Below are 21,173 nucleotides of genomic sequence, written 5' to 3'. Positions count from 1 at the left end.
CATCAATGATTCGCAAACATGCAATTTACTTGCCGTTGGACAACGGCGACGATACGTTCCGCGATGAAGGCTTTGTACACACCAGGAAGCCCTTCGCGGCGAACCATCAAGGTCACCCCCACCCATTGGAGAAGACAAATGCAGATTCAAAAACGACGTGCACTCAGCGCCGTTGCCGTTGCGATTGCCGCCACCTTCGCGTGTGGCGCAGTGCTGGCTGCGTATCCTGAAAGGAACATCACCATCGTCGTTCCGACGTCGGCCGGTGGCGCCAACGACGCGATGGCCAGGACCATTGGTCAGGCCATGTCCGTCATCCTCAAGCAATCCGTCATCGTGGAAAACAAGGCCGGCGGCAATGGCGCGATCGCCAGCGAGTTCGTCGCGCGCGCCGCGCCCGACGGCTACACGCTGATGCTGGGCTACATCGCCACCCATGCGATGAACCCCGCACTCCAGAAACTGCGCTACGACCCCGTCAAGGACTTCGAGCCGGTGGGCATGGTGGGCTATTCGGCCACGCTCATGGTGGCCAACCCCCAGGTGCCGGCCAGCAACGCCAAGGAACTGGCGGTCTTCATGAAGGCCAACCCGGACAAGATCAACTATGCGTCGGCCGGCAGCGGCACGGCGCCGCACTTCGCGGCGGAAATGTTCAGACTGTCCACCGGCACCAGCATGACGCACATCCCGTACAAGGGCTCTGCGCCGGCCGTGACCGACACGATTGCCGGCCAGACGCAGGTGATGTTCCCCAGCTTGTTCACGGCGATGCCGAACGTGAAGAACGGCAAGCTCAAGGCTCTTGGCCTGGCCGGCCTGAAGCGGTCCCCGCTGATGCCCGATGTGCCCACGCTCAAGGAGCAGGGCATCGACAATGTGGACGTGTCGCAGTGGTACGCCTTCTTCGCGCCAGCCAAGACCCCCGCGCCCGTGCTCGATCAGTTGAACAAGACGTTGAACCAGGTCCTTGCCGACCCTGCGATCGTCAAACGCCTCGAAGAGCACGGTGCTGAAGTCGACGCGATGGGCCTGTCCGAGATGCGCAGCTTCGTGCAGGCCGAACAAGTGAAATGGAAGCAGGTGGTGCAGGCGGCGAAACTGAAAGCAGATTGAACCGCCCCGCATTTGGACTGGCCCCCAGACATTGGACGAACTTCAAGTTCGAAGTCCACGAACGCGGCGTTCGCTCGTCAGCCGATCGCAGCCGCCCGAAGTGGTGGCGTGAGGTACCAGCGTGTCGGTCGTGCCATGCACGAGCAGCCGCTTGCCTTCGTTGCATGTCGGCGAGGCCATCTCCTGGCCTCGCCGAACGGGCTCCGCCGCTCCTCAACCGGGGCCCAGCGACTGATGGCCGAGCACGGCCGGCGCACGGCCGGCATCTGCTTCGAAGGCCCTTGAGCAGGCCAGCTCCTGCGACAACATCCAGCCCTTGGTGAAATTCTTCGCCGGTTTGCTTCTCGAACAATGCGAAACTCCGTTGCCCGGGCCCAACCGCGTTGGTGCTGCAGGTACGGTCAAGGCGTCAATACTTTCCACGCACGCATCCATCTCGAAGGCTCGATGCGGCAAGGGTCTGTTGCCGTCGAAGCCCCTCAGCCATCAGCGTCGCGGCTCCCCATTACTTTGAGACCTGAGTTCAAACGTGCCTGAGAAAACACCTCCCGACAACGCTGGCAGCGAGTCAAGCCTCTCGCGCATGCTCACGACGCTCGCACTCTTTTCCACGGACGTGCCGTCACTCACTGTTGAAGAAATTGCCCAGCGCCTGGGGGTCCCGAAGAGCACCGGCTACCGCTACATACAAGAGCTGTCCAAAGTCGGGCTGCTGGTGCGGCTCGACAAAAGCATCACACTGGGCCCGCGCATCATCGAGCTGGACCGGTGCATACGCGAGTCCGACCCCGTGATTCGTGCGGCGGCGCCGCCCATGAGCGCCCTCGCAGAACAAACGGGGCTGGACGTATTCCTCTCCAAGCTCTATGGCCACTCGATCATCACGGTGCATACCGAGTACAACGACACGCAGCGGCAGTTGCGTTTCGGTCGTGGCCGTCCGGTGCCCGTCCCCCGCGGAGCAAGCTCCAAGGCGTTGATTGCCTTCCTGCCCGCATCACGGCTGCGCAAGCTGCATGCCGAGTTGCTGGAGGAAGACAGCGGCATCCCCGACTGGGACACCTTCTACGAAGAAATGCAAAAGATACGGCGTGCCGGCCATTGCCGGACATCGGGAGAACTCAATGAGGGGAAGACCGGCATTTCCGCCCCGATTCTGGGCAGGGGCCGCCTCGCCGTGGCCAGCATCACCGCGCTCGGCAACGACTCGCGCGTGGCCTTGTTCAACAGCGAAGCGATCGCCGAGCTCGTGATGAAAACAGCCGAATCGATCAGCAGACGGCTGTCGGCCGATCAGCACCTGTAGCGTTCATTCAACGCGGATCTGCCGCTCCTTGACGATGCGGGCGTAGGTGGCCTTGCCTTCGGAAATGCGGGCCGCCATCTGCTCCGGTGTGCTGTATGCCGCATTGAAGCCCAGATTGCCGAATACCTTGGTGACCGAAGGCGAGGCCAGAACCACACGCATGGCCTCGTTGAGCCTTGCGACGATCTGCGGTGGCGTTCCCGCAGGTGCGAGAAGTCCGAAGAACCCCTGAATGGTCAGATCCGGCAGACCGGCTTCAGCTGCGGTCGGGATGTCGGGAAACATGGGGTCGCGCTTTTCACCCGTCGAGAACAGCGGAACCAGTTGCCCTGCACGCAGGGCGCCAATCAGCGGTGAGGTCACCTCGTCCATGAGGTGCGCGTCGCCACGGATCAACGCATCCTTGGCCAAGGCCGCCCCCTTGTAGGGCACATGGACCAGTTGGGTTCCCGTGATCGACATGAAAATCTCGCCGAGCAGGTGGTTGCTGGACCCGGTACCCGCGGATGCGAAGTTCAATGCGCCCGGGCTTCGTTTGGCGAGCGCGATGAAGTCTTGCGTGGTTTTGACACCCAATGCTGGACTGGTCGCGAAAACGAACGGCTGGGTGGCACCCAGGCTGACCGGCACCAGGGTTGCCACATGTTCCTGGTTCGAGTACAGCACGGGGGCCGCCGTCAGGCTGCTGCCGCTTCCCCAGAGCAGGGTGTAGCCGTCGGGCTTGGCCTGTGCCGCGAGTTTGGTACCGATGCGGCCACCAGCACCCCCCTTGTTCTCGACGACCACCGGTTGCTGAAGGTGTGCAGACAGTTCCTGCGCGATGACCCGGGCAGAGATGTCGGTAGACCCGCCCGGCTCGAACGAAACGACGAGCGTGATCGGGCGCGTGGGATAGCTCTGGGCATGAAGCGCCGGCGTCGCGACGGCGCTTGCGGCAGCCAGCACGACAGCCACCGCTGCGCGGCGTGAGAGGACAGATCGGGTCATGGACATTCTCCTGGGGTTGGGTGAGGGGGGTTCAATCGAGCGACACGTTCGCGTCCTTGGCCACACGGCGCCACTTGTCGAACTCGACCGCAAGCTTCTTGCGGAAAGCATCGGTGTCGCTGGCCGTGACCAGCACGCCTCGGGAAGTCAGCCTGGCATCCACGTCCGGCTGACGGATCACCTTGACCAGCGCCTGGCCAAGCTTCTGGATGACCGGGGCAGGTGTTCCTGCCGGGGCGAACACGCCCATCCAGCCTTCGGCCACCAGATCCTTGTAGCCGACCTCCTGCAGCGTGGGGACATCGGGCAGGTCTTTCAGGCGCTGCGGCGAGGGCGTCGCGAGCGCCTTCAGTTTCCCGGCCTTGATCTGGGGCAAGGCCACCGCCGCGGTCTCGAAAGCGAAGTCAACCTCCCCGGACAGCAGTGCGGTCATGGCTTGCTGGCTGCCCTGGTAGGGCACGTGCGTGGCTTTTGTGCCGGTGGCCGACAGGAACAGTTCCCCCACGAGGTGGTTGGTCGACCCCATGCCGAACGAGGAGAAATTCAGTTTGCCTGGCATGGACTTGGCGTGCGCCACCAAGTCCTGCACGCTGCCCGCTGGCGAATTGGCAGGAACCACCAGAACGAAGGTGACACCCCCCACCTCGGTGATGGGCACGAAGTCCTTGAGGAGTTCGTACGGCGCGGATTTGCGGGTGACGGGGTTGATCAGGAGCTCGGCGCCGGTCCCCAACAGCAGCGTGTAACCATCTGGCCGGGCCCGCGCGACCGACTGGGCACCAATGGTCCCGCCCGCTCCCGCACGGTTGTCCACCACGATCGCCTGCCCCAGCTCAGGCCCCAGCTTTTCGGCCAGGAGGCGGGCGGCACCGTCGGTGCCGCCGCCAGGCGGGAAGGCGACGACCAGACGGACCGTGGCGTTCGGGTACTCATCGGCGGTGGCGATCAATGGCGCACAGGCGGCGACGCCCAGCAGAAGCAGTCGTTTCAGCAGCAACATGGCAAGTCCTCCAAAAGGGCTGGTGGGAAAGGGGGAACAGAAAGGTGGATCAGCGCGCCGTGGCGATCTGCCCATGCTCGGCGCGCTCTGTCGCGCCCTGCGCCGCTGCGGCCGCTTCGGCCGCCTGCACGCTGGCACGTGCGCTCACCCGCGCAAGATAGGCTTCCAGGTTGGGCCAGTCAGACGTGTCGATGTCGTGGGCCCGTGTCCACATGGCAATCGTGTAGCAGTGCGCATCCGCGATCGTGAAGGCGTCGCCCAGCAGGAAGGGGCGACCGGCCAGTTGGTCATTGATCCATTGCAGCTTGCCTTGCACGTATTGGCGTGCGATCGCCTTGTACTCGGGTGGCGTCGTGGCCTTGAACAACGGCATGAAACCGCCCTTGTGCAAGTCGGAAGCGATGAAGCTCATCCACTCCAGAACCCGGTAGCGCGCGATCCCCGACGCGGGCAGCAGCAAGGTGCCAGGACACTGGTCTGCGAGGTACTGCATGATGATGCAGCCCTCGGTCAGGTGCCGACCATCCGCCATCTCCAGCGTGGGCACGGTGCCCTTGGAATTGACGGCGAAGTAGTCCGAGCCATCTTCCAGCCGCTTGGTCTTCATGTTGACCCACTTCAGTTCCAGCGGCAGTTGCAGTTCGCGCGCGACGATGTCGACCGCCAGCGAGCAACCGCGGACTTCGTGATACAGCTTCATGGTCTGTGCTCCTCGGACGATTCACACGGTGGCGATGGGCGTGACAGGTGAGCCCGCCGCTCCCGGCAGGTTCAGCGGCGGTGCCGTCAGCAGGAAGCGGCTGCGGTCATGGGCTTGCAGCCAGCGCGCAAGTTCACCCAGGCGCCACAGCTCGCCCAGGTGAATGCCGTTCTTGAAAAGGCAGTGCTCGTGCAGAGGCAGCATGGCGTGCCGACCTTGCATTCGCATGCCCTTGGGCATGAGCTCGACCGCGAAGTTGTCCGAGATCAGTGCCGCCACGCCGGTGTCGGTGATCCAGTTCAGCAAGCGCTGATCACCGCCGTCCAGGCCCGCGCACGATGTCAGCAATGTCGGTCCATCGGGCTGCTTGTTCATGGACAGGATGAGATCGTCCAGACCGGTGTGCAAACACAGCATGTCGCCACGTTCGACCACCACGCGGTCGGTCTCCAGGATTCGCATCAGGTCGTCGTAGCCCACCGCATGGTTCTGCCTTCCATAGTGGCGATGCAGACTGACCAGGACGGCGCGGCCCTGGGCGCCGTGGTCGGCCAGCTGCTCGATGCCCAGCGCAAGCGCCTGCGGGTTCTCCCAGGTGTCCCAGGCCGCGGGTCCAGCGCTCTGCGCGCGCGTGGCGGGCAAGACATCCGTCCCGGCGCGGTAGCCGTTGTAGAACACCCGTTCGTCCACGCCGTCCCCATCGGCGTCAAACTCGGCGCCCACATGCGCGAGCCCGTCCCACTGGGTGGAGTACTGGGTGTGCAACACCACCATGTCATCGCTGTAGACGTCGGTGTAGAACGGGTTGACACGCGACATCGCAAAACAGAAGCACTGTTCGCCCTCCTGCGGTGCACCGCGCAATGTCGCGAACCGGCGAGGGGGCTGGCGACGGGGGTGGAGCGCGGTGCCCCCGGGGTAGTCCAGCGGCAGCGACAGGTTGAAGGTGCGGCCTTCGGCGACCTCGGCCAGGCCTTTGTGCACTTGCTCTGGTCCAACCAGGTTCATCGAGCCGCGCTGGTCATCGGAGCCGAAGTCACCCCAGTTCGAGCCGTTCGGGCGGCGTTTCCATCGTTGGGTCATTGTTTGCATCCCTGTCGATCAGGCCTTGGCCCGGGACGCAATTTCTTCGCGCTCGGCAGCCAGCGCAGCACGAACACTGGACCGATCGGCGATGCGCTGCAGATAGGCGCTCAGGTGAGGCCACCCCGACAAGTCAATGTCGTGCAGGTCGCTCCACATCACAATCGTGTAGCAGTAGGCATCCGCAGCAGTGAAGTGGCCTTGCACGAGATAGTCCCGCGTCTGCAGGACGGCGTCGAGCCAGGCCAGTCGCTTGCTCAGGTTGTCGATTGCGATCGCGCGGTACTCTGGCGGCGTGGTGGCACGGAACAGGGGTGTGAATCCCTTGTGCAGCTCGGAACTGATGAAGCTCAGCCACTCAAGCACACGGTAGCGCTCCATGCCCAACGCACCGGGCAACAGCCCATCGGCACCGTGGCCATCGCACAGATACTGGATGATCACGCCGCCTTCGGACAGGAACTGGCCATCGTCGGTCTGCAGCGCGGGGACCTGTCCCTTGGGATTGATCAGGTGGTAGTCACTGCCGTCCTTGAGCCGTTTGGCACGGACGTCGACCCAGACACGTTCCAGCGGAATGGAGGCTTCGCGTGCCACGATGTCGGCCGCCAGCGAACAGGCATGCGGCGTGAGGTAGAGCTTCATGTTGGACGATTCCTGGCTGGAAGGTTGAATGTCGGATTCGTGTTCACTGCGTGGACTGCGGGTGCGCCACCAGATCGGCCTTCGTCGGCGTCCAGGCCACGGCCGTGATCTCACTGAACGCCCGCCATTCCTTGTGCCAGCGACGTCCGCCGTCGTCAGACCGATAGAGATCGCCGTACTTGGTGCCCGCGAAGACCAGTTCGGGGCGCGCAGCGTGCACGCCAAACGCCCAGACGGTGGAGTTCGGCGGCGAATCGATGCGCGACTCGGTCCAGGTTTGTGCGCGATCGTCGGATTGGTAGATGCGCGTGCGCCGCCCTGGCGTTCCATCACCCATGGCCAGCAGCAGGCGGTCCGAATCCGGCAGTCGTTGCACCGTCCGGGTGTAGTACAGGCCATCGAATCGGTCGCGTGAGAGCTCACCCTCCCAATGCACGCCGTCGTCGGTGCTGCGATGCACACAATTGACCGTCAGCACCAACGCCGTCTTGGGCGCGTCCGCCTGGGCAGGCAGCACCGTGATCGCGTGGATGTCCGAGTTGCGGATGTTGCCGGCGCGACCTTCATCAATCCGGACCCAGCTGTCTCCGCCGTCCCGGCTGCGCCAGGCGCCGCCTTCTTCAATGCCGAACCAGATCTCGCGGCTGTCGTCCGGATCGATGCAGATGGTCAACAGGCGTGGACGGTTCACCCCGGCACAGAACTCGGGGATGTCGGGCGGGAGCCGGGACCAGGTCTCGCCAGCATCACGCGAGCGGTAGATGGCAGCACGTGAGGGCGCGCCGGTGCCTGCGAACAGCACCAGAGGGTCACGCGGATCGACCGCGATGGACCACACCGCCTGACCGTTGAGGAGGTTGTCCGGGCGACGCCAATGGACGCCACCATCCTCGGAGATGCACAGCCCTGCGTCAGCACCCGCGTAGATGCGCTCTGGCCGGGCCGGATCCACGGCCAGCGCCCGCACCGTGCCATCGAACTCGATGGCCTCCTTCAGACCCAGTCGGTGCCAGGTCTGCCCCTGGTCGTTGCTGCGCAGGATGCCCTGGCCGGCAGTGGCCACCAGGATGGTGCATTCAAAGGGGAGCATGGTTTCCTTTCCAGGGTTGTCTTGGCTCATGTCGGTGCTGTCACAACCGAGTCTCATGGCGTAAAAAAATGATGAACATCATATTATCTCTATGCGGGAATAAGTTTACCGGCCACAACCATCGAACTCAAAGGCAAGAACGAGAACATTGCTGAATTTTCAAGCAAACTCTTCAGTTCAGGCCATAGTATTTACTCTAATATGGCTTTTTTGCGTTTATCTGTAGTATAGTTTTTACCGCAATATGGCAAACAGTGATGCAAGGCCTCCGCACACACCACCATTGCCCGCTGGCTGTTGTTCAGACCACGGCGAGGGCGTCGATGCCACACACCCGCCCACCCATTTCCAGAGATCTCCGAACACCATGAGAACGCCCAACTTCGGCCCCTTTCACATTCGCAAGTGGTACCTGCAGATCGAGGACACGCTGGCAGGCGAGACAGGTGCACCTGCCGACGGCGATCCGCTGCGCAAGATCGTCATTGCCGCCTGCCTCCACAACCCTTTCGCCGGACGCTACGTGCAGGACCTCTCCCCCTGGATCGAGCCTTCTCCGGACCTGGGCCGCGAGTTCGGGCGCCGCATCCGTGAAGCGGCCCGAGGCAGTTCCATCCAGAGCTATGGCAAGGCCTGCCTGGTGGGCATCGACGGCGAGTACGAGCATGGCAATGCCCTGCTCACCAACCCGGCGGCCAACCCCGTGCGCGAGGGCGTGGGCGGGGGCAAGTCATGGGTTCCATCCACCGGCAAACGCGGCGGCCCGGGCTCCACCATCGACATCCCGCTGGCCCACAAAGATGCGTTGTACGTGCGCTCGCACTACGACACCGTCAGCGCGACTTTTGGCGACGGCCCCAACCGCGACGAGGTCATCCTCATCTGGGCCTTCGCCACACGCGGCCGCCTCAACGCACGTCTGGGCGGCCTGCTGGCCTCCGACGTCCAGGGCCTCGATGGCCTCGTCTGACCACGACCCCCTCCCTCAAGGAACCCCATGAATAAAAGACTCCTCCTCACCGCCCTGGCATCCCTTTCATGGCTGGGCACGATCCCGGCCGCACAAGCACAGGTTGCGTTCCCCAGCGCACGCCCAGTCACCCTGGTGGTGCCTTTTGCCGCCGGCGGAGGCACCGACATCCTGGCCCGCCTGGTGGCGGAAAAGCTGGGCGAGCAACTGCGCCAGTCCGTCATCGTCGACAACAAGCCCGGCGCCAACGGCCTCGTCGCCATGCGTGCCGTGGAACGTGCCGCGGCCGACGGCCATACCCTCACGTTCGGCAGCAGTTCCACCCACGTGCTCGCCCCGCTGATGTCCGAGGACAAGGCTCTCATGGACCAATTGCGCAAGAAGTCGACCCTGGTGAGCATGGTCGCGGAGACCCCGCTGGTTCTGGCGGTGAGCGCCCACTCGGAAGTCGGAAACCTGGAGCAGTTGCTGCGAATGGCGCGCCAGAAGTCACTGACCTTCGGCACCTTCGGCACCGGGTCCTCGCCACACGTGATGGGCGAACTGCTGGCCGCCAGGACAAACACAAAACTGGTGCACGTCGCCTACAAGGGCTCCGCCCCGGCGATCACCGACCTGCGGGGCGGGCACATCGACAGCGTGTTCCTCACCGTCGCTGCCGTCAGCGCGCAAGTCGACAACCAGGAAATCCGTCCGCTGGCGGTCACCGGCCCGCGTCGCGTGCAGACCCTGCCCGACACACCCACCTTCAAGGAAGCCGGCGTCACGGGCCTGGAAGACTCGGGCTGGTTCGCCCTTTTTGCGCCCGCCGGCACGCCTGCGGCAACACTTGACGCCTTGCACACGGGCGTGGCCAAGGTGATGGCATTGCCGGCGATACAGACCCAGTTGACAGAACTGGGCCTGCAACACGCGCCGGGCTCCCGCGCGCAGGCAGCCCTGGCCTGGGAACGCTCCATCGCCAACACGCGCAAGATGCTTCAGCAAGTCACCATCAGCACCAAGTAGCGGCCATGCCCGACAAGCAGCATCCGCCCCAAGCGGCCACCCCCGAGGAAGGCGTTTCAACCTATGTGACCCTGGAAGGCATGCGTTTTCACAGCGTGTCATGGGGCCCACCGGACGCGCCCGTCCTCTTGTGCCTGCACGGTCTGCGCAGCTACGCGCGAACGTTTCAACCCCTCGCAGCTGCCCTGTCCAGCGAATTTCGCGTCATCGCACTGGACCAGCGCGGTCGAGGCAAAACCGACTGGGATCCGCACCGCGACTACCATGCGGTGCGTTATGCCAAAGACATCGGCGCTTTCCTCGACGCGCTGAACCTGCAGGCCGTGCACCTGCTGGGGCACTCGATGGGAGGCAACAATGCCTTGCTCTATTCACTGGAAAACGCTCAGCGCCTGCGCAGCCTGATCCTGGAAGACAGCGGCCCGGGCGCCTCCAGAAACAGCGAAGGTGCCACCCGAATCAACCATGAGCTGAGCCAGACACCCACGGTGTTTGCCGACTGGGACTCAGCCCGGCGGTTCTGGCGCTCCATCCGCCCCAACGTCACCGAGGAGGCGATTGACTCCCGGGTCTCGAACTCCATGCACCAGACGCCCGAAGGCATCGGCTGGGTGCACGACCAGGCCGGCATCACACAGTGCAGGCTGCATCCGAGCCAGCCCGACCCCGACCTCTGGCCCTGCATCAAGAAGATCAGCTGCCCCACATTGCTGTTGCGTGGCGCGCGCTCGGACTACCTCGCGCGCACGACCTTCGAGCAGATGCTCGACACCAACCCCCTCATCGAGGGCGTTGAAATCGAAGGGGCTGGCCACTACCTCCACGACGATCAACCGCAGCGCTTCAACGAGGCGGTGGCTGACTTTCTCAGAAGGCAGCCTCGTTGATTCCGGGTCAACTCCAACTCCAGGGCCTCTCGTGAGCGACAGCTCATTTGCGGACATTTTTCTGCTGGCGTTGACTGAAGATCGAGCCTCTTTTGAATGCTGTGGCTCAGGCTTGTCTGCTCAGCTTGGAAGAGCTTGGCTGAACAAGGCCAACATCGCCTCCCAGCCACGATCAGCCGAGACTTGGTCGTAGACGGGAAAATCCGGGACCATCCAGCCATGGGAAGCGTCGCGGTAGATCTCGGATCGATAGCGCACGCCCGCCCGGGTCATGGCATCTTCAAGACAGGCTGCCATGGCAGGCGGATAGCTGTCATCGTTTTCTGCGCTCGCGATATAGACCTGCGCAGCCAAATTGGGCACGAGCAAATGAGGGCTGGTTGGGCTGTCAGTTGCGAGATGTCCACCATGAAAACTGGCGACTGCTGAGAATCGATGGGGGTAGGTTGCCGCCGCAGCGATGGCCATTCCACCGCCCATGCAAAAACCAACGGCGCCGAAGCCAGCGCTTGCGATGTCGCTGCGTGTGTCCAGGTATGCCAGGAAGGACTCCGTGTCCTTGCGAACCTTGTCGACTCCCGTGGTCGCCATGAGGGGACCAAGAATCGCTGCCACATCGCCCTTGAAGACTTCCGTCGGAACCAGCGGCGCGTAAGGGCCAAAGCGGTAGTAGAGGTCGGGCAACAACACAACATATCCGGCTTCGGAAAGGCGCGTAGCCATCTCCAGCATGGCTGGCCGAATGCCACCCGCATCGCCGTAGAAGACCACGGCGGGCCAGGGCCCAACTCCGCTCGGAGACACGAGGTATGCCGGGCAGTCGGTGCCAGGGGTCGGAATCGTGATGTGTTTGGTGGGCATGTAGATCCTTGCTTAACATAGGTGACTATGCAATAAAATAGGCGCCTATGCAAGATCCACCAATCTCAAAAGTTTTGTCGACCCCAGGGCACCTGATCGGCCTGGCGGCGAGGGGATTTGCGCGTCTGAGCGAGGTGCGTTTGAAGCCTTTGGGATTCGGTGTGGGTCATCTGCCGGTGCTGGTTGCGCTCCACGAGAAACAGGGCCAGCCACAGCGTGACCTGGCCAGTTTCGCGCGGATAGAACAGCCGTCCATGGCGCAAATGCTGGCTCGCATGGAACGCGACGGGCTCATCTGCAGGACGCCCGACCCGGCCGATGGGCGCAGCAGCCTGATCTCGCTGACCGAGACTGCCCAAACTCGATTGCCAGAAGCCTGTGCGGTGCTGTTCCAAGGGAACCGGGACGTATTGGACGGCTTCACGGGTGAGGAAGAAAGCCAGCTTGTTGCCCTGCTCACACGGCTTATTGCGAACCTTGACCGCATAGCAAGTCCTGAGTAGCTCGCTCCCTTGATGGGGTGTGCTGAGCGGCATGAAGCAATGGCCGCTTCATGGCGGGATCCGAGACAGCGGACAACCGATCAGGGCCCATCTGCGACATCCACGCTTCGAGTCTCACCGCCCGGAAGCTGACATCCTATCTGGGGCGGGTCGAGATTACTCCGGCTGCCAAATCCCGCATGACTCACGTAAGGGCTTGAACGTTGTTGGTGCGGCTGGCGGGGATCGAACCCACGACCCTTGGCTTCGGAGGCCAATACTCTATCCACTGAGCTACAGCCGCAACCGCTTGAATTCTATCAGGCGAGGGGTATTTGAAAGGTCTGTGCAGAGGGCCTTGGCTATAATCGAAGGCTGTTCCGACCCCTTCCACGCGGGCAAGCTCCGTCGGTTTGTTGACCCGCCTTGCCACCCCTTGAGGACACCATGAGCGACCACGCGCACGAACAACACACCGGCCCGATCAAGACACCTTCGCAGTTGCTGTGGACGTCGTTCTTCGCATTCATCGCTCCCATCTTCATCATCATCGGCCTGGTCTATTTCGTGACCTCGGGCAACAAACCCGCCATGGGCGCGGGCGACCCCGAACTGGCCATTGCGCAGCGCATCCAGCGCGTGGGCACGGTCGAACTGCGCGACGCCAACCGTCCCCTGGCCACGGGTGAGGCGGTTTACGCCGCCCAGTGCGTGGCCTGCCACGCCGCTGGTGTGGCTGGTGCGCCCAAGTTCGGTGATGCAGCCGCTTGGGCGCCACGCATCGCCACCGGGTACGAAGCCTTGCTGACGTCCGCGCTCAAGGGCAAAGGCGCGATGGGTGCACAAGGTGGTGGCGCCTACCGCGACGCGGAGATCGGTCGCGCCGTGGTGCACTTGGCCAATGCCGCTGGTGGCAAATTTGCCGTGCCCGAGGCGGCCCCCGCCGCCGCGCCGGCTGCAGCTCCCGCCGCGGCACCGGCTGCCGCGCCAGCGCCAGTTGCTGTGGTCGCGGCTGCGCCAGCGGCCCCAGCACCGGCGGCCAGCGCCACGGTGGCCGCCGGCGCGGGTGAAGCGCTTTACAAGCAAGCCTGTTCGGTCTGCCACGTGGCCGGTGTGGCTGGTGCGCCCAAGTTTGCCGACAAGGCTGCCTGGGCTCCCCGCATGGGCCTGGGTCTTGAGGGTCTGACCGCGAGCGTGATCAAGGGCAAGGGCGCCATGCCACCCAAAGGAGGCACCGCTGCATCCGACGCCGACATCAAGGCGGCTGTGCAGTACATGCTCGCTGCGGTGAAGTAAGACCGCAGGCTCGATGCAACTGAAAAGCCGGCTTCAAGCCGGCTTTTTTGTGTGTGGCGGTTGGGGGTTGCGCACGAAACGCCCCAGGGTGGGCAAGTCGGCGGCCAGCACACCCTGCGGGGACCACAAGCGGGCATCCACAAGATCGGCGGCCTGCACCATGTCGGCGCTGTGCACCAAGCCAATGCCGAGATCGGTCACCAGATACAGCTTGCCGGTTTCGTCGAGCAGGCTGTCCTGCACGTGCACCAACACGCCGGTGTGGCTGAGCACGCGTCCATCGGGCTGAAGACGCCAGATCCACGGTGTGGCTTCGAGCTCCACGTAGACACGCTGAGGTCCGTTCTGGAAGTACCACTGCCCTTCGTCATCGGGCGCGTAGTTGCGCTGAATGAAGTCGATGAGTTTTTCGTGCCGCAGCAGCGAGCCCTTGCTCGCGGGAAACGCGCCGGCGGCCTGCACGCGGTCGTCGCGCATGTACCAGTTGCCACGCGCATCCAGCCCCAGCCAACCAAAGCAGTTGGGTACGTTGGGCCACTTGGCCATGGCGGCCTTGACGATGTCGTCCATGGGTGTCCGATCAGAGGTGGGCGAGCAGCCAGTGTCCCACGGCTTCGGGCATGGCGCGCACATGGCCAGGCACGCCGAGCACCCCGTGCGAGACGGGAAAGCCCACATGACCTCCGTGCGCCGGCTGCCACAAGGTCACGTGCCGGCCGACTTGTTGCGGGCTCGGCAGGGACTCCGCAGGAACGAAAGGATCGTTGCGCGCATTGAGCGCCAGCGCGGGCACGCGGATCTGGTGCAACACGGGTTTGGCCGAGGCGCGCGACCAATAGTCCTGCGTGTCGCGAAAGCCGTGCAGGGGCGCGGTGAACAGGTTGTCGAATTCAAAGAGATTGCGCGCGGCCATCAGCGCATCGCGGTCGAACAGGCCGGGATGCTGCTCCAGCTTCTTCAAAGCCTTGGGCACCATGCTGCCCAGAAACATGCGGGTGTAGACCAGGCGGTTGAAGCCCCGTCCGATGGCGTGGCCGCCGGCGGCCAGATCGAGCGGCGAACAGACGGAGGCCGCCGCCCTCACCGACTGGCTGGCCGACTCTCCCATCTCGGCTGCCCAACGCATGAGCGCATTGCCACCGAGCGACACGCCCACAGCGAACAGAGGCCGCCCGGGGTGTTCGGCTGCAAAGCGCTTGAGGATCCAGTCGATCTCTTCGAAGTCACCCGAGTGGTAGGCGCGTGGCGCGCGGTTGAGCTCACCCGAACAGCCGCGGAAATGGGGCACGGCGAAGGCCAGTCCGTTGGCCGCTGCAAAGTCGGCGAAGGCCACCGCGTACTGGCTGGCCGACGAGCCTTCGAGTCCGTGGAACAGCACCAGCAAAGGCGCACCGGCGAGCGACGTGTGCTGCGCCTGATCGACGTCAATGAAGTCGCCATCGGGCGCGATCCAGCGGCTGCGCGTCCACCGGGGCACGGGACCAAAATGTCGGCGGCTGGCCAACGCGGCCCACAAGGTCTGCGCATTGCCACCGGGCAGCCACCACGGTGCGGCGTAGGGAAAGCCGTCGGGGTTCAATGCAGTACGGGCTTGGCGGTGAGGATTTCGGGTGGCTCGGTGCGCATGCCCGGGCTGGCGTGGTGCGCCACCATGCGCCAGCCTTGCGCCGTCTTGGCATACACGTTGGTGGCCACCACCCAGGCATGTTGAAAGCCATCGTCGCTCATCACGGCCACACGCTCGACCACGCTGTGCACACTGCAGGCACCCGCGTCCAGGCGCCGCACTTTTTCAGGTGTGGCCTGCACGCTGCCGTTGGAGAACATGGCCTCGAACGCCGAGCGCACCGCTGCGTGGCCCACCATCCGGGGTCCGCCGGGGTGCACGCACACGATGTCGTCCTCGTCGGCCCAGCAGGCCATGAGGCGTTCGATGTCGGCGTGTTGCAGAGCGTCGTAGAACGCGGCTTCCGTGTCGTCGGGGGAGCCGGGCGGGAGTTTGGGTTTTCGCATGCGCCGTATTTTGACGGCAGCGCCGATCTTGCGCGAACGGGCGAACCGCCCAGTGCCACGCCCCAGGGGTATAGTCCCGCAGATTCAAGGCTCAGCCAGAGCCTCAGCATGAACGGCCCGCCGGCCATTGGAGGTTTTATGCACACATCCTTGCGCTCCGTCACCACCTGGGTTGCCGCCTTGTTGCTCTCGTTCAGCCTCACTGGCTGCGGCTACAACGACTTCCAGAGGCTCGACGAACAGACGCAATCGGCCTGGTCAGAGGTGCTCAACCAGTACCAGCGCCGTGCAGACCTGATCCCCAACATCGTGGCCACGGTCAAAGGCGAGGCCAACTTCGAGCAGGAGACGCTCACGCGCGTGATCGAGGCACGCGCCAAGGCCACCAGCATCCAGGTGACGCCCGAGACACTGAACGATCCGGCGGCCATGCAGCAGTTTCAGGCCGCGCAGGGCGAGCTGGGCAGTGCGCTCAGCCGCCTGATGGTGGTGGTGGAGCAGTACCCCAACCTCAAGGCCAACCAGGGCTTCAGCGACCTGCGCGTGCAACTGGAAGGCACCGAGAACCGCATCACCGTGGCACGCAACCGCTACATCCAGACGGTGCAGGAATACAACGTGCTCTCGCGCAGCTTCCCGAGCAACCTCACCGCCATGGTGTTCGGCTACAAGCCCAAGGCCAATTTCCAGGTGGCCAACGAAGCGGCCATCTCCGCGCCACCGACGGTGGACTTCAAGAAGCCATGACACGCTTCTGGGCCCGGTGCCTGCTGGCGCTGGGACTGTGGTGGGTGGTGGCCTTCGCATCGGCACAAGGTCTGGTGCCCGTGCCCGCGCTGACTGCGCGCGTGATCGACCAGACCGCTACGCTGGACGCCGCGAGTCTTGCCACCATCGAGGCCAAGCTGGCGGCGTTCGAACAATCCAACGGCTCGCAAGTGGTGGTGCTGATGGTGCCCACCACCGCCCCCGAAGACATCGCCGACTTCACCCAGCGCGTGGGCGATGCGTGGAAGATCGGGCGGGCCGACGTGGGGGACGGCGCGTTGTTCGTGATTGCCAAAGACGACCGGCGCCTGCGCATCGCCACGGCCAAGGCGCTCGAAGGCGCGATCCCCGACCTGATGGCGCGCCGCATCCTCGACAGCGTTGTGACACCGGCGTTTCGCCAGGGCGACTACGCGGGCGGCATCAACGCCGGCGTCGACCAGATCCTGGCGCGCATCCGCGGTGAAGAACTGCCCCTGCCCGATGCATCGGCGGCGCAACGCGCGGCGGGCTCCAGCAATTTTGAGTGGATGGATGCGCTGATCTTCCTGGTGTTTGCCGTGCCCATGCTCTCGGGCTTGCTGCGTGGCATGTTCGGCAACAAGCTCGGCACCGTGTTCACCGGGGTGGGCGCGGGTGCGCTGGCCTGGGTGCTCACCACCGTGCTCTGGGTGGCCATCGGCGCCGGCCTGCTCGGCATGCTCGTGGCGCTGTTCATGCAGTTCCTGCCAGCGGCTTCCATGGGCAGCTCGGGCCGTGGGGGCCGCGGTGGGGGTTGGGGTGGTGGCGGTTTTGGCGGAGGTGGTTTTGGTGGCGGGCGCGGCGGTGGCGGATTCAGCTCCGGGGGTGGCGGCAACTTTGGTGGGGGCGGCGCCTCGGGCGGCTGGTGAACATGAACAAGCTGCTGCGCATTGTCAAACACCGCTGGATGGACCGATCGGACACCGTGCGCGCGGTCCCCGACGACATGGCCGAGCGCATCGCGCGCCGCGTGGCGGCCAGCGAAGGGCGCCACACCGGCGAGGTTCGACTGTGTGTTGAAGCCTCGCTGCCCCTGAGCTACCTCTGGCGCATCGGGTCGACCAACCCGCTGCCAGCCGTGGTGCGGGAGCGCGCCCTGACCTGGTTCGGGCGTCTGCGCATCTGGGACACCGAGCACAACAACGGCGTGCTCATCTATGTGCTGCTGGCCGAGCACGCCATCGAGTTCGTGGCCGACCGGGCGCTCTCGCGCCGCGTGAGCCCAGTGGAGTGGCAGGCCATCGTCGATCGGCTCGCTTCGCGCCTGCGATCGGGGGAATTCGAGGACGGCCTCACGCAGGCGCTGGAAGAAGTGTCTGCCCTGCTGGTGGCGCATTTTCCAGCCGATGTCGGGACGGAGCGCCCCAACGAGCTCCCCGACGCAGTCGTTCGCCAGTAAACCGAGCCAGCGGCTCAGCCGCCCTTGCGTTTGTCCAGCGGACTGCGGCTGTTCATCACCACCTGCAGCTCCTGCTGCAAGGCCTTGTTCATCTGGGCAAAGGTCTTGAGCTTGCGGGTGGTTTCGCGCAAGCGGTCGGCCATGCGCTTGGAGATGGCCAGCAGCAGACGAGAACCCAGGCGTGGATCTTCCTTGAGCAGGCGCATGAGCGCGGTGCGCGAGAGCACGGCGGCAGCGATGTCGGTGTTGGCGGTGCAGGTGGCCGAGCGAGGCGCGCCGTCGAGCACACCCATCTCACCGATCAGGTGGCCCGGCCCCATGATGTTGACCACCATGCTTTCGTGCAGGCCAGGCAGCTCGTTCTCCACGGCGATATCACCTTCGAGCACCAACAGCATGTAGTCGGTCTGCCGGACTTCCCCCTCCTGGATGATCACCGTGCCCGCCTTGATCAGCTTCGGTCGCATGTAGCCCACCACCTTGAGGGCATCGCCCAGCGTGAGGTCGGCCAGGGCCGAGGGTGTGACCAACAGCCGTGCGGCCACCTCTTCGGGTGCCAGTTCCGGACTTTGAAAAATCGATGACATCGTGGCTGCCTTTGTTCGCACTCACATGGTATTCGGTTACATGTTGCAGCGAACAACAGGCAAAAAAAAGACCGGCCTGCAGCCGATCTTTTCACGCGGAGCAGACCGAGGTCTGCGCGCTCACTTCTTCTGCCGATACTTGCGCAATGCAGCAATCTGGGCCGCCATGACCGCCAGTTCCGACGTGGCCTTGGCCAGATCGATGTCGCTTTTGGCGTTTTTCAAAGCCTCTTCGGCCTGCTTGCGGGCATCCAGGGCCTTGGCTTCGTCGAGGTCCTTGCCACGGATCGCGGTGTCGGACAACACCGTGATGTGGTGCGGCTGCACTTCCAGAATGCCACCGGCCACGAACACGAATTCTTCGCCGCCATCGGCTTTTTCGATGCGCACGGCACCGGGCTTGATGCGGGTGATGAGCGGAATGTGACCGGGCAGAATGCCCAGCTCGCCCGCTTCACCCGGCAGGGCCACGAACTTGGCTTCGCCGGAAAAGATGGAAGCTTCGGCGCTCACCACATCGACGCGGATGGTGCTCATAGGGTCTCCTGTTGAAAATGGCTGAAAGCAAGCATCGGGGTGACCGGCAAAAGCCAGTCGCCGCCTTAGCTGGCTCAGGCCATCTTCTTCGCTTTCTCAAAAGCTTCGTCAATGGTGCCGACCATGTAGAACGACTGCTCGGGCAGGTGATCGCACTCGCCAGCGGTGATCATCTTGAAACCGCGGATGGTTTCGGCCAGCGTCACGTACTTGCCGGGCGAGCCGGTGAACACTTCAGCCACGTGGAAGGGCTGCGACAGGAAACGCTGGATCTTGCGGGCGCGGGCCACGGCCAGCTTGTCTTCCGGTGCCAGTTCGTCCATGCCCAGAATGGCGATGATGTCGCGCAGTTCCTTGTAGCGCTGCAGTGTGTTCTGCACGGCGCGGGCGGTTTCGTAGTGCTCCTGGCCCACGACCAGCGGATCCAGCTGGCGGCTGGTGGAATCCAGAGGATCGACCGCGGGGTAGATGCCCAGCGAGGCGATGTCACGGCTCAGCACCACGGTGGAATCCAGGTGGGCGAAGGTCGTGGCAGGCGACGGGTCGGTCAAGTCATCGGCTGGCACGTACACGGCCTGGATGGAGGTGATCGAGCCGACCTTGGTGGAGGTGATGCGCTCCTGCAGACGGCCCATCTCTTCGGCCAGTGTGGGCTGGTAGCCCACGGCGGAAGGCATGCGACCCAACAGGGCGGACACTTCGGTGCCGGCCAGCGTGTAGCGGTAGATGTTGTCCACGAAGAACAGCACGTCACGGCCTTCGTCGCGGAACGACTCGGCGATGGTCAGGCCGGTCAGGGCCACGCGCAGACGGTTGCCTGGGGGCTCGTTCATCTGACCGTACACCATGGCCACTTTGGACTCGCCCAGGTTCTCCAGGTTCACGACGCCGGAGTCGGCCATCTCGTGATAGAAGTCGTTGCCTTCGCGGGTGCGTTCACCCACACCGGCGAACACCGACAGACCGCTGTGGGCCTTGGCGATGTTGTTGATGAGTTCCATCATGTTCACGGTCTTGCCCACGCCGGCGCCACCGAACAGGCCCACCTTGCCGCCCTTGGCGAACGGGCAGATCAGGTCGATCACCTTGATGCCGGTTTCCAGCAGCTCTTGCGAAGGCGACAGCTCGTCATAGGCGGGGGCCTTGCGGTGGATGGAAGCGGTGAGCGCCTGGTCAACCGGGCCGCGCTCGTCGATGGGCGCGCCGAGCACGTCCATGATGCGACCCAGCGTGGCCTTGCCCACGGGCACCATGATCGGCTGGGCGGTGTTGGTCACCACCATGCCGCGGCGCAAGCCGTCGGACGAGCCCAGCGCGATGGTGCGGACAACGCCGTCGCCCAGCTGCTGCTGGACTTCCAGCGTCAAGGCAGAGCCTTCCATTTTCAGGGCGTCGTACACGCGGGGCATCTGGTTGCGTGGGAATTCCACGTCCACGACGGCGCCGATGCACTGAACGATCTTGCCCTGAACACCGGTGTTCATTTGTGCGGTAGCTTGAGACATGATGGGTACCTTTTCGTTTCTCGGATTCTGTTGAGCAGCTGCTTCAGACCGCTGCGGCGCCGGCGACGATTTCCGAAAGCTCTTTCGTGATCGCAGCCTGACGCGTCTTGTTGTAGACCAGCTTGAGTTCGCTGATGACGCTGCCGGCGTTGTCGGTGGCGGCCTTCATGGCCACCATGCGCGCGGACTGCTCGGACGCCATGTTTTCAGCCACGGCCTGGTAGACCTGGGCTTCCACGTAGCGCAGCAACAGCTCATCAATGACGGCCGGTGCATCGGGTTCGTAGATGTAGTCCCAGTCGCGGCCACCGGCACCGTTGTGCAGCGTGCCCGCATTCAGCGGCAACAGCTGCTCGACCACCGATTCCTGCTTCATCGTGTTGATGAACTTGGTGTAGCAGACGTAGACGGCGTTGACGCGGCCTTCGGTGTACGCATCCAGCAGCGTCTTCACCGGGCCAATCAGCTTGTCCAGGTGCGGGGTGTCGCCCAGACCGGTCACGCTGGAAACCACCTTGGCGCCTATGCGGTTCATGAACGCCAGGCCCTTGTTGCCGATGGCGACCACTTCAGCCGTCTGTCCCCGGGCTTGCAGGTCCTTGAGCTGTATCGTCACCGCACGCAGCACGTTGGTGTTCAAACCGCCGCAGAGACCCTTGTCGGTCGTCACCACCACGAAACCGGCGACCTTGGAGTCGTTGGTCTGCATGAAGGGGTGCGTGTACTCGGGGTTGGCTCGGCTCAGGTTGCCGGTGATCTGGCGCACTTTCTCCGCGTAAGGCCGGGCCGCACGCATGCGTTCCTGCGCCTTGCGCATCTTGGAGGCGGCGACCATTTCCATGGCTTTGGTGATCTTCTTGGTGTTCTCCACCGATTTGATCTTGCCGCGTATTTCCTTGCCTGCTGCCATTG

Annotated in this window: 24 protein-coding genes and 1 tRNA gene; 10 read left to right on the top strand and 15 right to left on the bottom strand. The window is 64.0% G+C overall.

Translation table 11 applies throughout. The annotated features are described in order from the left end of the window. Nucleotides 1–138 precede the first annotated feature (138 nt). On the top strand, nt 139–1,116 hold the full coding sequence (locus V6M63_RS22075) for a Bug family tripartite tricarboxylate transporter substrate binding protein (protein ID WP_332745400.1): 978 nt from the start codon (nt 139–141) through the stop codon (nt 1,114–1,116). A 583-nt stretch (nt 1,117–1,699) separates the two neighbouring features. Continuing rightward, nucleotides 1,700–2,422, top strand: a complete 723-nt coding sequence (locus V6M63_RS22070; RefSeq protein ID WP_332745399.1) for an IclR family transcriptional regulator — start codon at nt 1,700–1,702, stop codon at nt 2,420–2,422. Nucleotides 2,423–2,425: 3 nt separating this feature from the next. Here V6M63_RS22070 and V6M63_RS22065 read toward each other — a convergent pair whose 3' ends face one another. From V6M63_RS22065 to V6M63_RS22040, 6 genes are read right to left on the bottom strand one after another with little or no spacing between them, the layout of a single operon-like run. Beyond that, nucleotides 2,426–3,409, bottom strand: coding sequence for a Bug family tripartite tricarboxylate transporter substrate binding protein (locus V6M63_RS22065; RefSeq protein ID WP_332745397.1), 984 nt, complete (start codon nt 3,407–3,409; stop codon nt 2,426–2,428). 31 nt (nt 3,410–3,440) lie between these two features. After that, complete coding sequence (locus V6M63_RS22060; RefSeq protein ID WP_332745395.1) at nt 3,441–4,409, bottom strand: Bug family tripartite tricarboxylate transporter substrate binding protein; 969 nt, start codon at nt 4,407–4,409, stop codon at nt 3,441–3,443. Between the two features lie 49 nt (nt 4,410–4,458). After that, nucleotides 4,459–5,109, bottom strand: a complete 651-nt coding sequence (gstA, locus tag V6M63_RS22055; RefSeq protein WP_332745393.1) for a glutathione transferase GstA — start codon at nt 5,107–5,109, stop codon at nt 4,459–4,461. Between the two features lie 21 nt (nt 5,110–5,130). Further along, the gene (locus V6M63_RS22050) at nt 5,131–6,192 is read right to left on the bottom strand and encodes a cyclase family protein (RefSeq protein WP_332745392.1); all 1,062 of its coding nucleotides are present in this window, start codon (nt 6,190–6,192) and stop codon (nt 5,131–5,133) included. Between the two features lie 18 nt (nt 6,193–6,210). Beyond that, nucleotides 6,211–6,837, bottom strand: a complete 627-nt coding sequence (gstA, locus tag V6M63_RS22045) for a glutathione transferase GstA (RefSeq protein ID WP_332745390.1) — start codon at nt 6,835–6,837, stop codon at nt 6,211–6,213. A gap of 43 nt (nt 6,838–6,880) precedes the next feature. After that, complete coding sequence (locus V6M63_RS22040; protein WP_332745388.1) at nt 6,881–7,927, bottom strand: WD40/YVTN/BNR-like repeat-containing protein; 1,047 nt, start codon at nt 7,925–7,927, stop codon at nt 6,881–6,883. Between the two features lie 367 nt (nt 7,928–8,294). Between V6M63_RS22040 and V6M63_RS22035 the strand changes: the two genes are divergently transcribed. From V6M63_RS22035 to V6M63_RS22025, 3 genes are read left to right on the top strand one after another with little or no spacing between them, the layout of a single operon-like run. Continuing rightward, complete coding sequence (locus V6M63_RS22035; protein WP_332745387.1) at nt 8,295–8,897, top strand: amino acid synthesis family protein; 603 nt, start codon at nt 8,295–8,297, stop codon at nt 8,895–8,897. A 27-nt stretch (nt 8,898–8,924) separates the two neighbouring features. Beyond that, complete coding sequence (locus V6M63_RS22030; RefSeq protein WP_332745386.1) at nt 8,925–9,905, top strand: tripartite tricarboxylate transporter substrate binding protein; 981 nt, start codon at nt 8,925–8,927, stop codon at nt 9,903–9,905. A 5-nt stretch (nt 9,906–9,910) separates the two neighbouring features. Further along, nucleotides 9,911–10,792 carry an alpha/beta fold hydrolase gene (locus V6M63_RS22025; RefSeq protein ID WP_332745384.1) on the top strand — a complete coding sequence of 294 codons (882 nt, stop codon included), beginning with the start codon at nt 9,911–9,913 and terminating at the stop codon, nt 10,790–10,792. A gap of 120 nt (nt 10,793–10,912) precedes the next feature. Here the strand turns inward: V6M63_RS22025 and V6M63_RS22020 are convergent, their stop codons facing one another. Next, nucleotides 10,913–11,653 (bottom strand): dienelactone hydrolase family protein, encoded by a 741-nt coding sequence (locus tag V6M63_RS22020; protein WP_332745382.1) that lies wholly within the window; start codon nt 11,651–11,653, stop codon nt 10,913–10,915. A 47-nt stretch (nt 11,654–11,700) separates the two neighbouring features. On the opposite strand from V6M63_RS22020, the gene V6M63_RS22015 reads away from it, so the two are divergent. Next, a complete protein-coding gene (locus tag V6M63_RS22015) occupies nt 11,701–12,156 on the top strand; it encodes a MarR family winged helix-turn-helix transcriptional regulator (RefSeq protein WP_332745380.1) in 456 nt (151 codons plus the stop codon). Nucleotides 12,157–12,363: 207 nt separating this feature from the next. On the opposite strand, the gene V6M63_RS22010 is transcribed toward V6M63_RS22015, so the two are convergent. Beyond that, nucleotides 12,364–12,439 (bottom strand) — tRNA-Arg (locus tag V6M63_RS22010). Between the two features lie 143 nt (nt 12,440–12,582). Between V6M63_RS22010 and V6M63_RS22005 the strand changes: the two genes are divergently transcribed. Further along, on the top strand, nt 12,583–13,431 hold the full coding sequence (locus V6M63_RS22005) for a c-type cytochrome (RefSeq protein WP_332745379.1): 849 nt from the start codon (nt 12,583–12,585) through the stop codon (nt 13,429–13,431). A 33-nt stretch (nt 13,432–13,464) separates the two neighbouring features. Here V6M63_RS22005 and V6M63_RS22000 read toward each other — a convergent pair whose 3' ends face one another. From V6M63_RS22000 to V6M63_RS21990, 3 genes are read right to left on the bottom strand one after another with little or no spacing between them, the layout of a single operon-like run. After that, complete coding sequence (locus V6M63_RS22000; protein ID WP_332745378.1) at nt 13,465–14,001, bottom strand: DUF2946 family protein; 537 nt, start codon at nt 13,999–14,001, stop codon at nt 13,465–13,467. A gap of 10 nt (nt 14,002–14,011) precedes the next feature. Then, on the bottom strand, nt 14,012–15,010 hold the full coding sequence (locus tag V6M63_RS21995) for a YheT family hydrolase (protein ID WP_332745377.1): 999 nt from the start codon (nt 15,008–15,010) through the stop codon (nt 14,012–14,014). Further along, complete coding sequence (locus tag V6M63_RS21990; RefSeq protein WP_332745375.1) at nt 15,007–15,444, bottom strand: YybH family protein; 438 nt, start codon at nt 15,442–15,444, stop codon at nt 15,007–15,009. The genes V6M63_RS21995 and V6M63_RS21990 overlap by 4 nt, the downstream gene beginning before the upstream one ends. A gap of 138 nt (nt 15,445–15,582) precedes the next feature. Here V6M63_RS21990 and V6M63_RS21985 point away from each other — a divergent pair, with 138 nt between their 5' ends. Genes V6M63_RS21985 through V6M63_RS21975 form a run of 3 tightly spaced genes read left to right on the top strand, consistent with a single transcriptional unit; the run spans nt 15,583 to nt 17,632 of the window. After that, nucleotides 15,583–16,191, top strand: a complete 609-nt coding sequence (locus V6M63_RS21985) for a LemA family protein (protein ID WP_332745373.1) — start codon at nt 15,583–15,585, stop codon at nt 16,189–16,191. Further along, complete coding sequence (locus V6M63_RS21980) at nt 16,188–17,102, top strand: TPM domain-containing protein (protein WP_332745371.1); 915 nt, start codon at nt 16,188–16,190, stop codon at nt 17,100–17,102. Before V6M63_RS21985 ends, V6M63_RS21980 begins: the two co-directional genes overlap by 4 nt. Nucleotides 17,103–17,104: 2 nt before the next feature. Continuing rightward, nucleotides 17,105–17,632 carry a TPM domain-containing protein gene (locus tag V6M63_RS21975; RefSeq protein WP_332745369.1) on the top strand — a complete coding sequence of 176 codons (528 nt, stop codon included), beginning with the start codon at nt 17,105–17,107 and terminating at the stop codon, nt 17,630–17,632. Nucleotides 17,633–17,646: 14 nt separating this feature from the next. Here the strand turns inward: V6M63_RS21975 and V6M63_RS21970 are convergent, their stop codons facing one another. The 4 genes from V6M63_RS21970 to atpG form a co-directional block, all read right to left on the bottom strand. After that, nucleotides 17,647–18,219 (bottom strand): cyclic nucleotide-binding domain-containing protein, encoded by a 573-nt coding sequence (locus V6M63_RS21970; RefSeq protein WP_332745367.1) that lies wholly within the window; start codon nt 18,217–18,219, stop codon nt 17,647–17,649. A gap of 120 nt (nt 18,220–18,339) precedes the next feature. Next, a complete protein-coding gene (locus V6M63_RS21965; RefSeq protein WP_056266665.1) occupies nt 18,340–18,756 on the bottom strand; it encodes a F0F1 ATP synthase subunit epsilon in 417 nt (138 codons plus the stop codon). A gap of 74 nt (nt 18,757–18,830) precedes the next feature. Beyond that, entirely contained in the window at nt 18,831–20,261 is a 1,431-nt protein-coding gene (gene atpD, locus V6M63_RS21960) for a F0F1 ATP synthase subunit beta (RefSeq protein ID WP_305678159.1), read from the bottom strand. A gap of 43 nt (nt 20,262–20,304) precedes the next feature. Then, the gene (gene atpG, locus V6M63_RS21955) at nt 20,305–21,171 is read right to left on the bottom strand and encodes a F0F1 ATP synthase subunit gamma (protein WP_332745362.1); all 867 of its coding nucleotides are present in this window, start codon (nt 21,169–21,171) and stop codon (nt 20,305–20,307) included. Nucleotides 21,172–21,173: the final 2 nt, after the last annotated feature.

The sequence above is a fragment of the Hydrogenophaga sp. genome (assembly GCF_036675665.1).
Lineage (GTDB): Bacteria > Pseudomonadota > Gammaproteobacteria > Burkholderiales > Burkholderiaceae_C > Hydrogenophaga.
Note: the sequence above shows the minus strand (reverse complement) of the source record. Positions and strands in the feature narration are given on the sequence as shown.

What these genes read in the sequence shown, in the direction of transcription:
- V6M63_RS21990 (WP_332745375.1), bottom strand. Translation starts at nt 15,444, where the DNA reads ATGCGAAAACCCAAACTCCCGCCCGGCTCCCCCGACGACACGGAAGCC.
- V6M63_RS22070 (WP_332745399.1), top strand. Translation starts at nt 1,700, where the DNA reads ATGCTCACGACGCTCGCACTCTTTTCCACGGACGTGCCGTCACTCACT.
- V6M63_RS21985 (WP_332745373.1), top strand. Translation starts at nt 15,583, where the DNA reads ATGCACACATCCTTGCGCTCCGTCACCACCTGGGTTGCCGCCTTGTTG.
- V6M63_RS22025 (WP_332745384.1), top strand. Translation starts at nt 9,911, where the DNA reads ATGCCCGACAAGCAGCATCCGCCCCAAGCGGCCACCCCCGAGGAAGGC.
- V6M63_RS22020 (WP_332745382.1), bottom strand. Translation starts at nt 11,653, where the DNA reads ATGCCCACCAAACACATCACGATTCCGACCCCTGGCACCGACTGCCCG.
- V6M63_RS22075 (WP_332745400.1), top strand. Translation starts at nt 139, where the DNA reads ATGCAGATTCAAAAACGACGTGCACTCAGCGCCGTTGCCGTTGCGATT.
- V6M63_RS22065 (WP_332745397.1), bottom strand. Translation starts at nt 3,409, where the DNA reads ATGACCCGATCTGTCCTCTCACGCCGCGCAGCGGTGGCTGTCGTGCTG.
- V6M63_RS21975 (WP_332745369.1), top strand. Translation starts at nt 17,105, where the DNA reads ATGAACAAGCTGCTGCGCATTGTCAAACACCGCTGGATGGACCGATCG.
- V6M63_RS22030 (WP_332745386.1), top strand. Translation starts at nt 8,925, where the DNA reads ATGAATAAAAGACTCCTCCTCACCGCCCTGGCATCCCTTTCATGGCTG.
- gstA (WP_332745390.1), bottom strand. Translation starts at nt 6,837, where the DNA reads ATGAAGCTCTACCTCACGCCGCATGCCTGTTCGCTGGCGGCCGACATC.
- V6M63_RS21965 (WP_056266665.1), bottom strand. Translation starts at nt 18,756, where the DNA reads ATGAGCACCATCCGCGTCGATGTGGTGAGCGCCGAAGCTTCCATCTTT.
- V6M63_RS22000 (WP_332745378.1), bottom strand. Translation starts at nt 14,001, where the DNA reads ATGGACGACATCGTCAAGGCCGCCATGGCCAAGTGGCCCAACGTACCC.
- V6M63_RS22005 (WP_332745379.1), top strand. Translation starts at nt 12,583, where the DNA reads ATGAGCGACCACGCGCACGAACAACACACCGGCCCGATCAAGACACCT.
- V6M63_RS22040 (WP_332745388.1), bottom strand. Translation starts at nt 7,927, where the DNA reads ATGCTCCCCTTTGAATGCACCATCCTGGTGGCCACTGCCGGCCAGGGC.
- atpG (WP_332745362.1), bottom strand. Translation starts at nt 21,171, where the DNA reads ATGGCAGCAGGCAAGGAAATACGCGGCAAGATCAAATCGGTGGAGAAC.
- V6M63_RS22060 (WP_332745395.1), bottom strand. Translation starts at nt 4,409, where the DNA reads ATGTTGCTGCTGAAACGACTGCTTCTGCTGGGCGTCGCCGCCTGTGCG.
- V6M63_RS22015 (WP_332745380.1), top strand. Translation starts at nt 11,701, where the DNA reads ATGCAAGATCCACCAATCTCAAAAGTTTTGTCGACCCCAGGGCACCTG.
- V6M63_RS21970 (WP_332745367.1), bottom strand. Translation starts at nt 18,219, where the DNA reads ATGTCATCGATTTTTCAAAGTCCGGAACTGGCACCCGAAGAGGTGGCC.
- V6M63_RS22050 (WP_332745392.1), bottom strand. Translation starts at nt 6,192, where the DNA reads ATGACCCAACGATGGAAACGCCGCCCGAACGGCTCGAACTGGGGTGAC.
- V6M63_RS22035 (WP_332745387.1), top strand. Translation starts at nt 8,295, where the DNA reads ATGAGAACGCCCAACTTCGGCCCCTTTCACATTCGCAAGTGGTACCTG.
- gstA (WP_332745393.1), bottom strand. Translation starts at nt 5,109, where the DNA reads ATGAAGCTGTATCACGAAGTCCGCGGTTGCTCGCTGGCGGTCGACATC.
- atpD (WP_305678159.1), bottom strand. Translation starts at nt 20,261, where the DNA reads ATGTCTCAAGCTACCGCACAAATGAACACCGGTGTTCAGGGCAAGATC.
- V6M63_RS21980 (WP_332745371.1), top strand. Translation starts at nt 16,188, where the DNA reads ATGACACGCTTCTGGGCCCGGTGCCTGCTGGCGCTGGGACTGTGGTGG.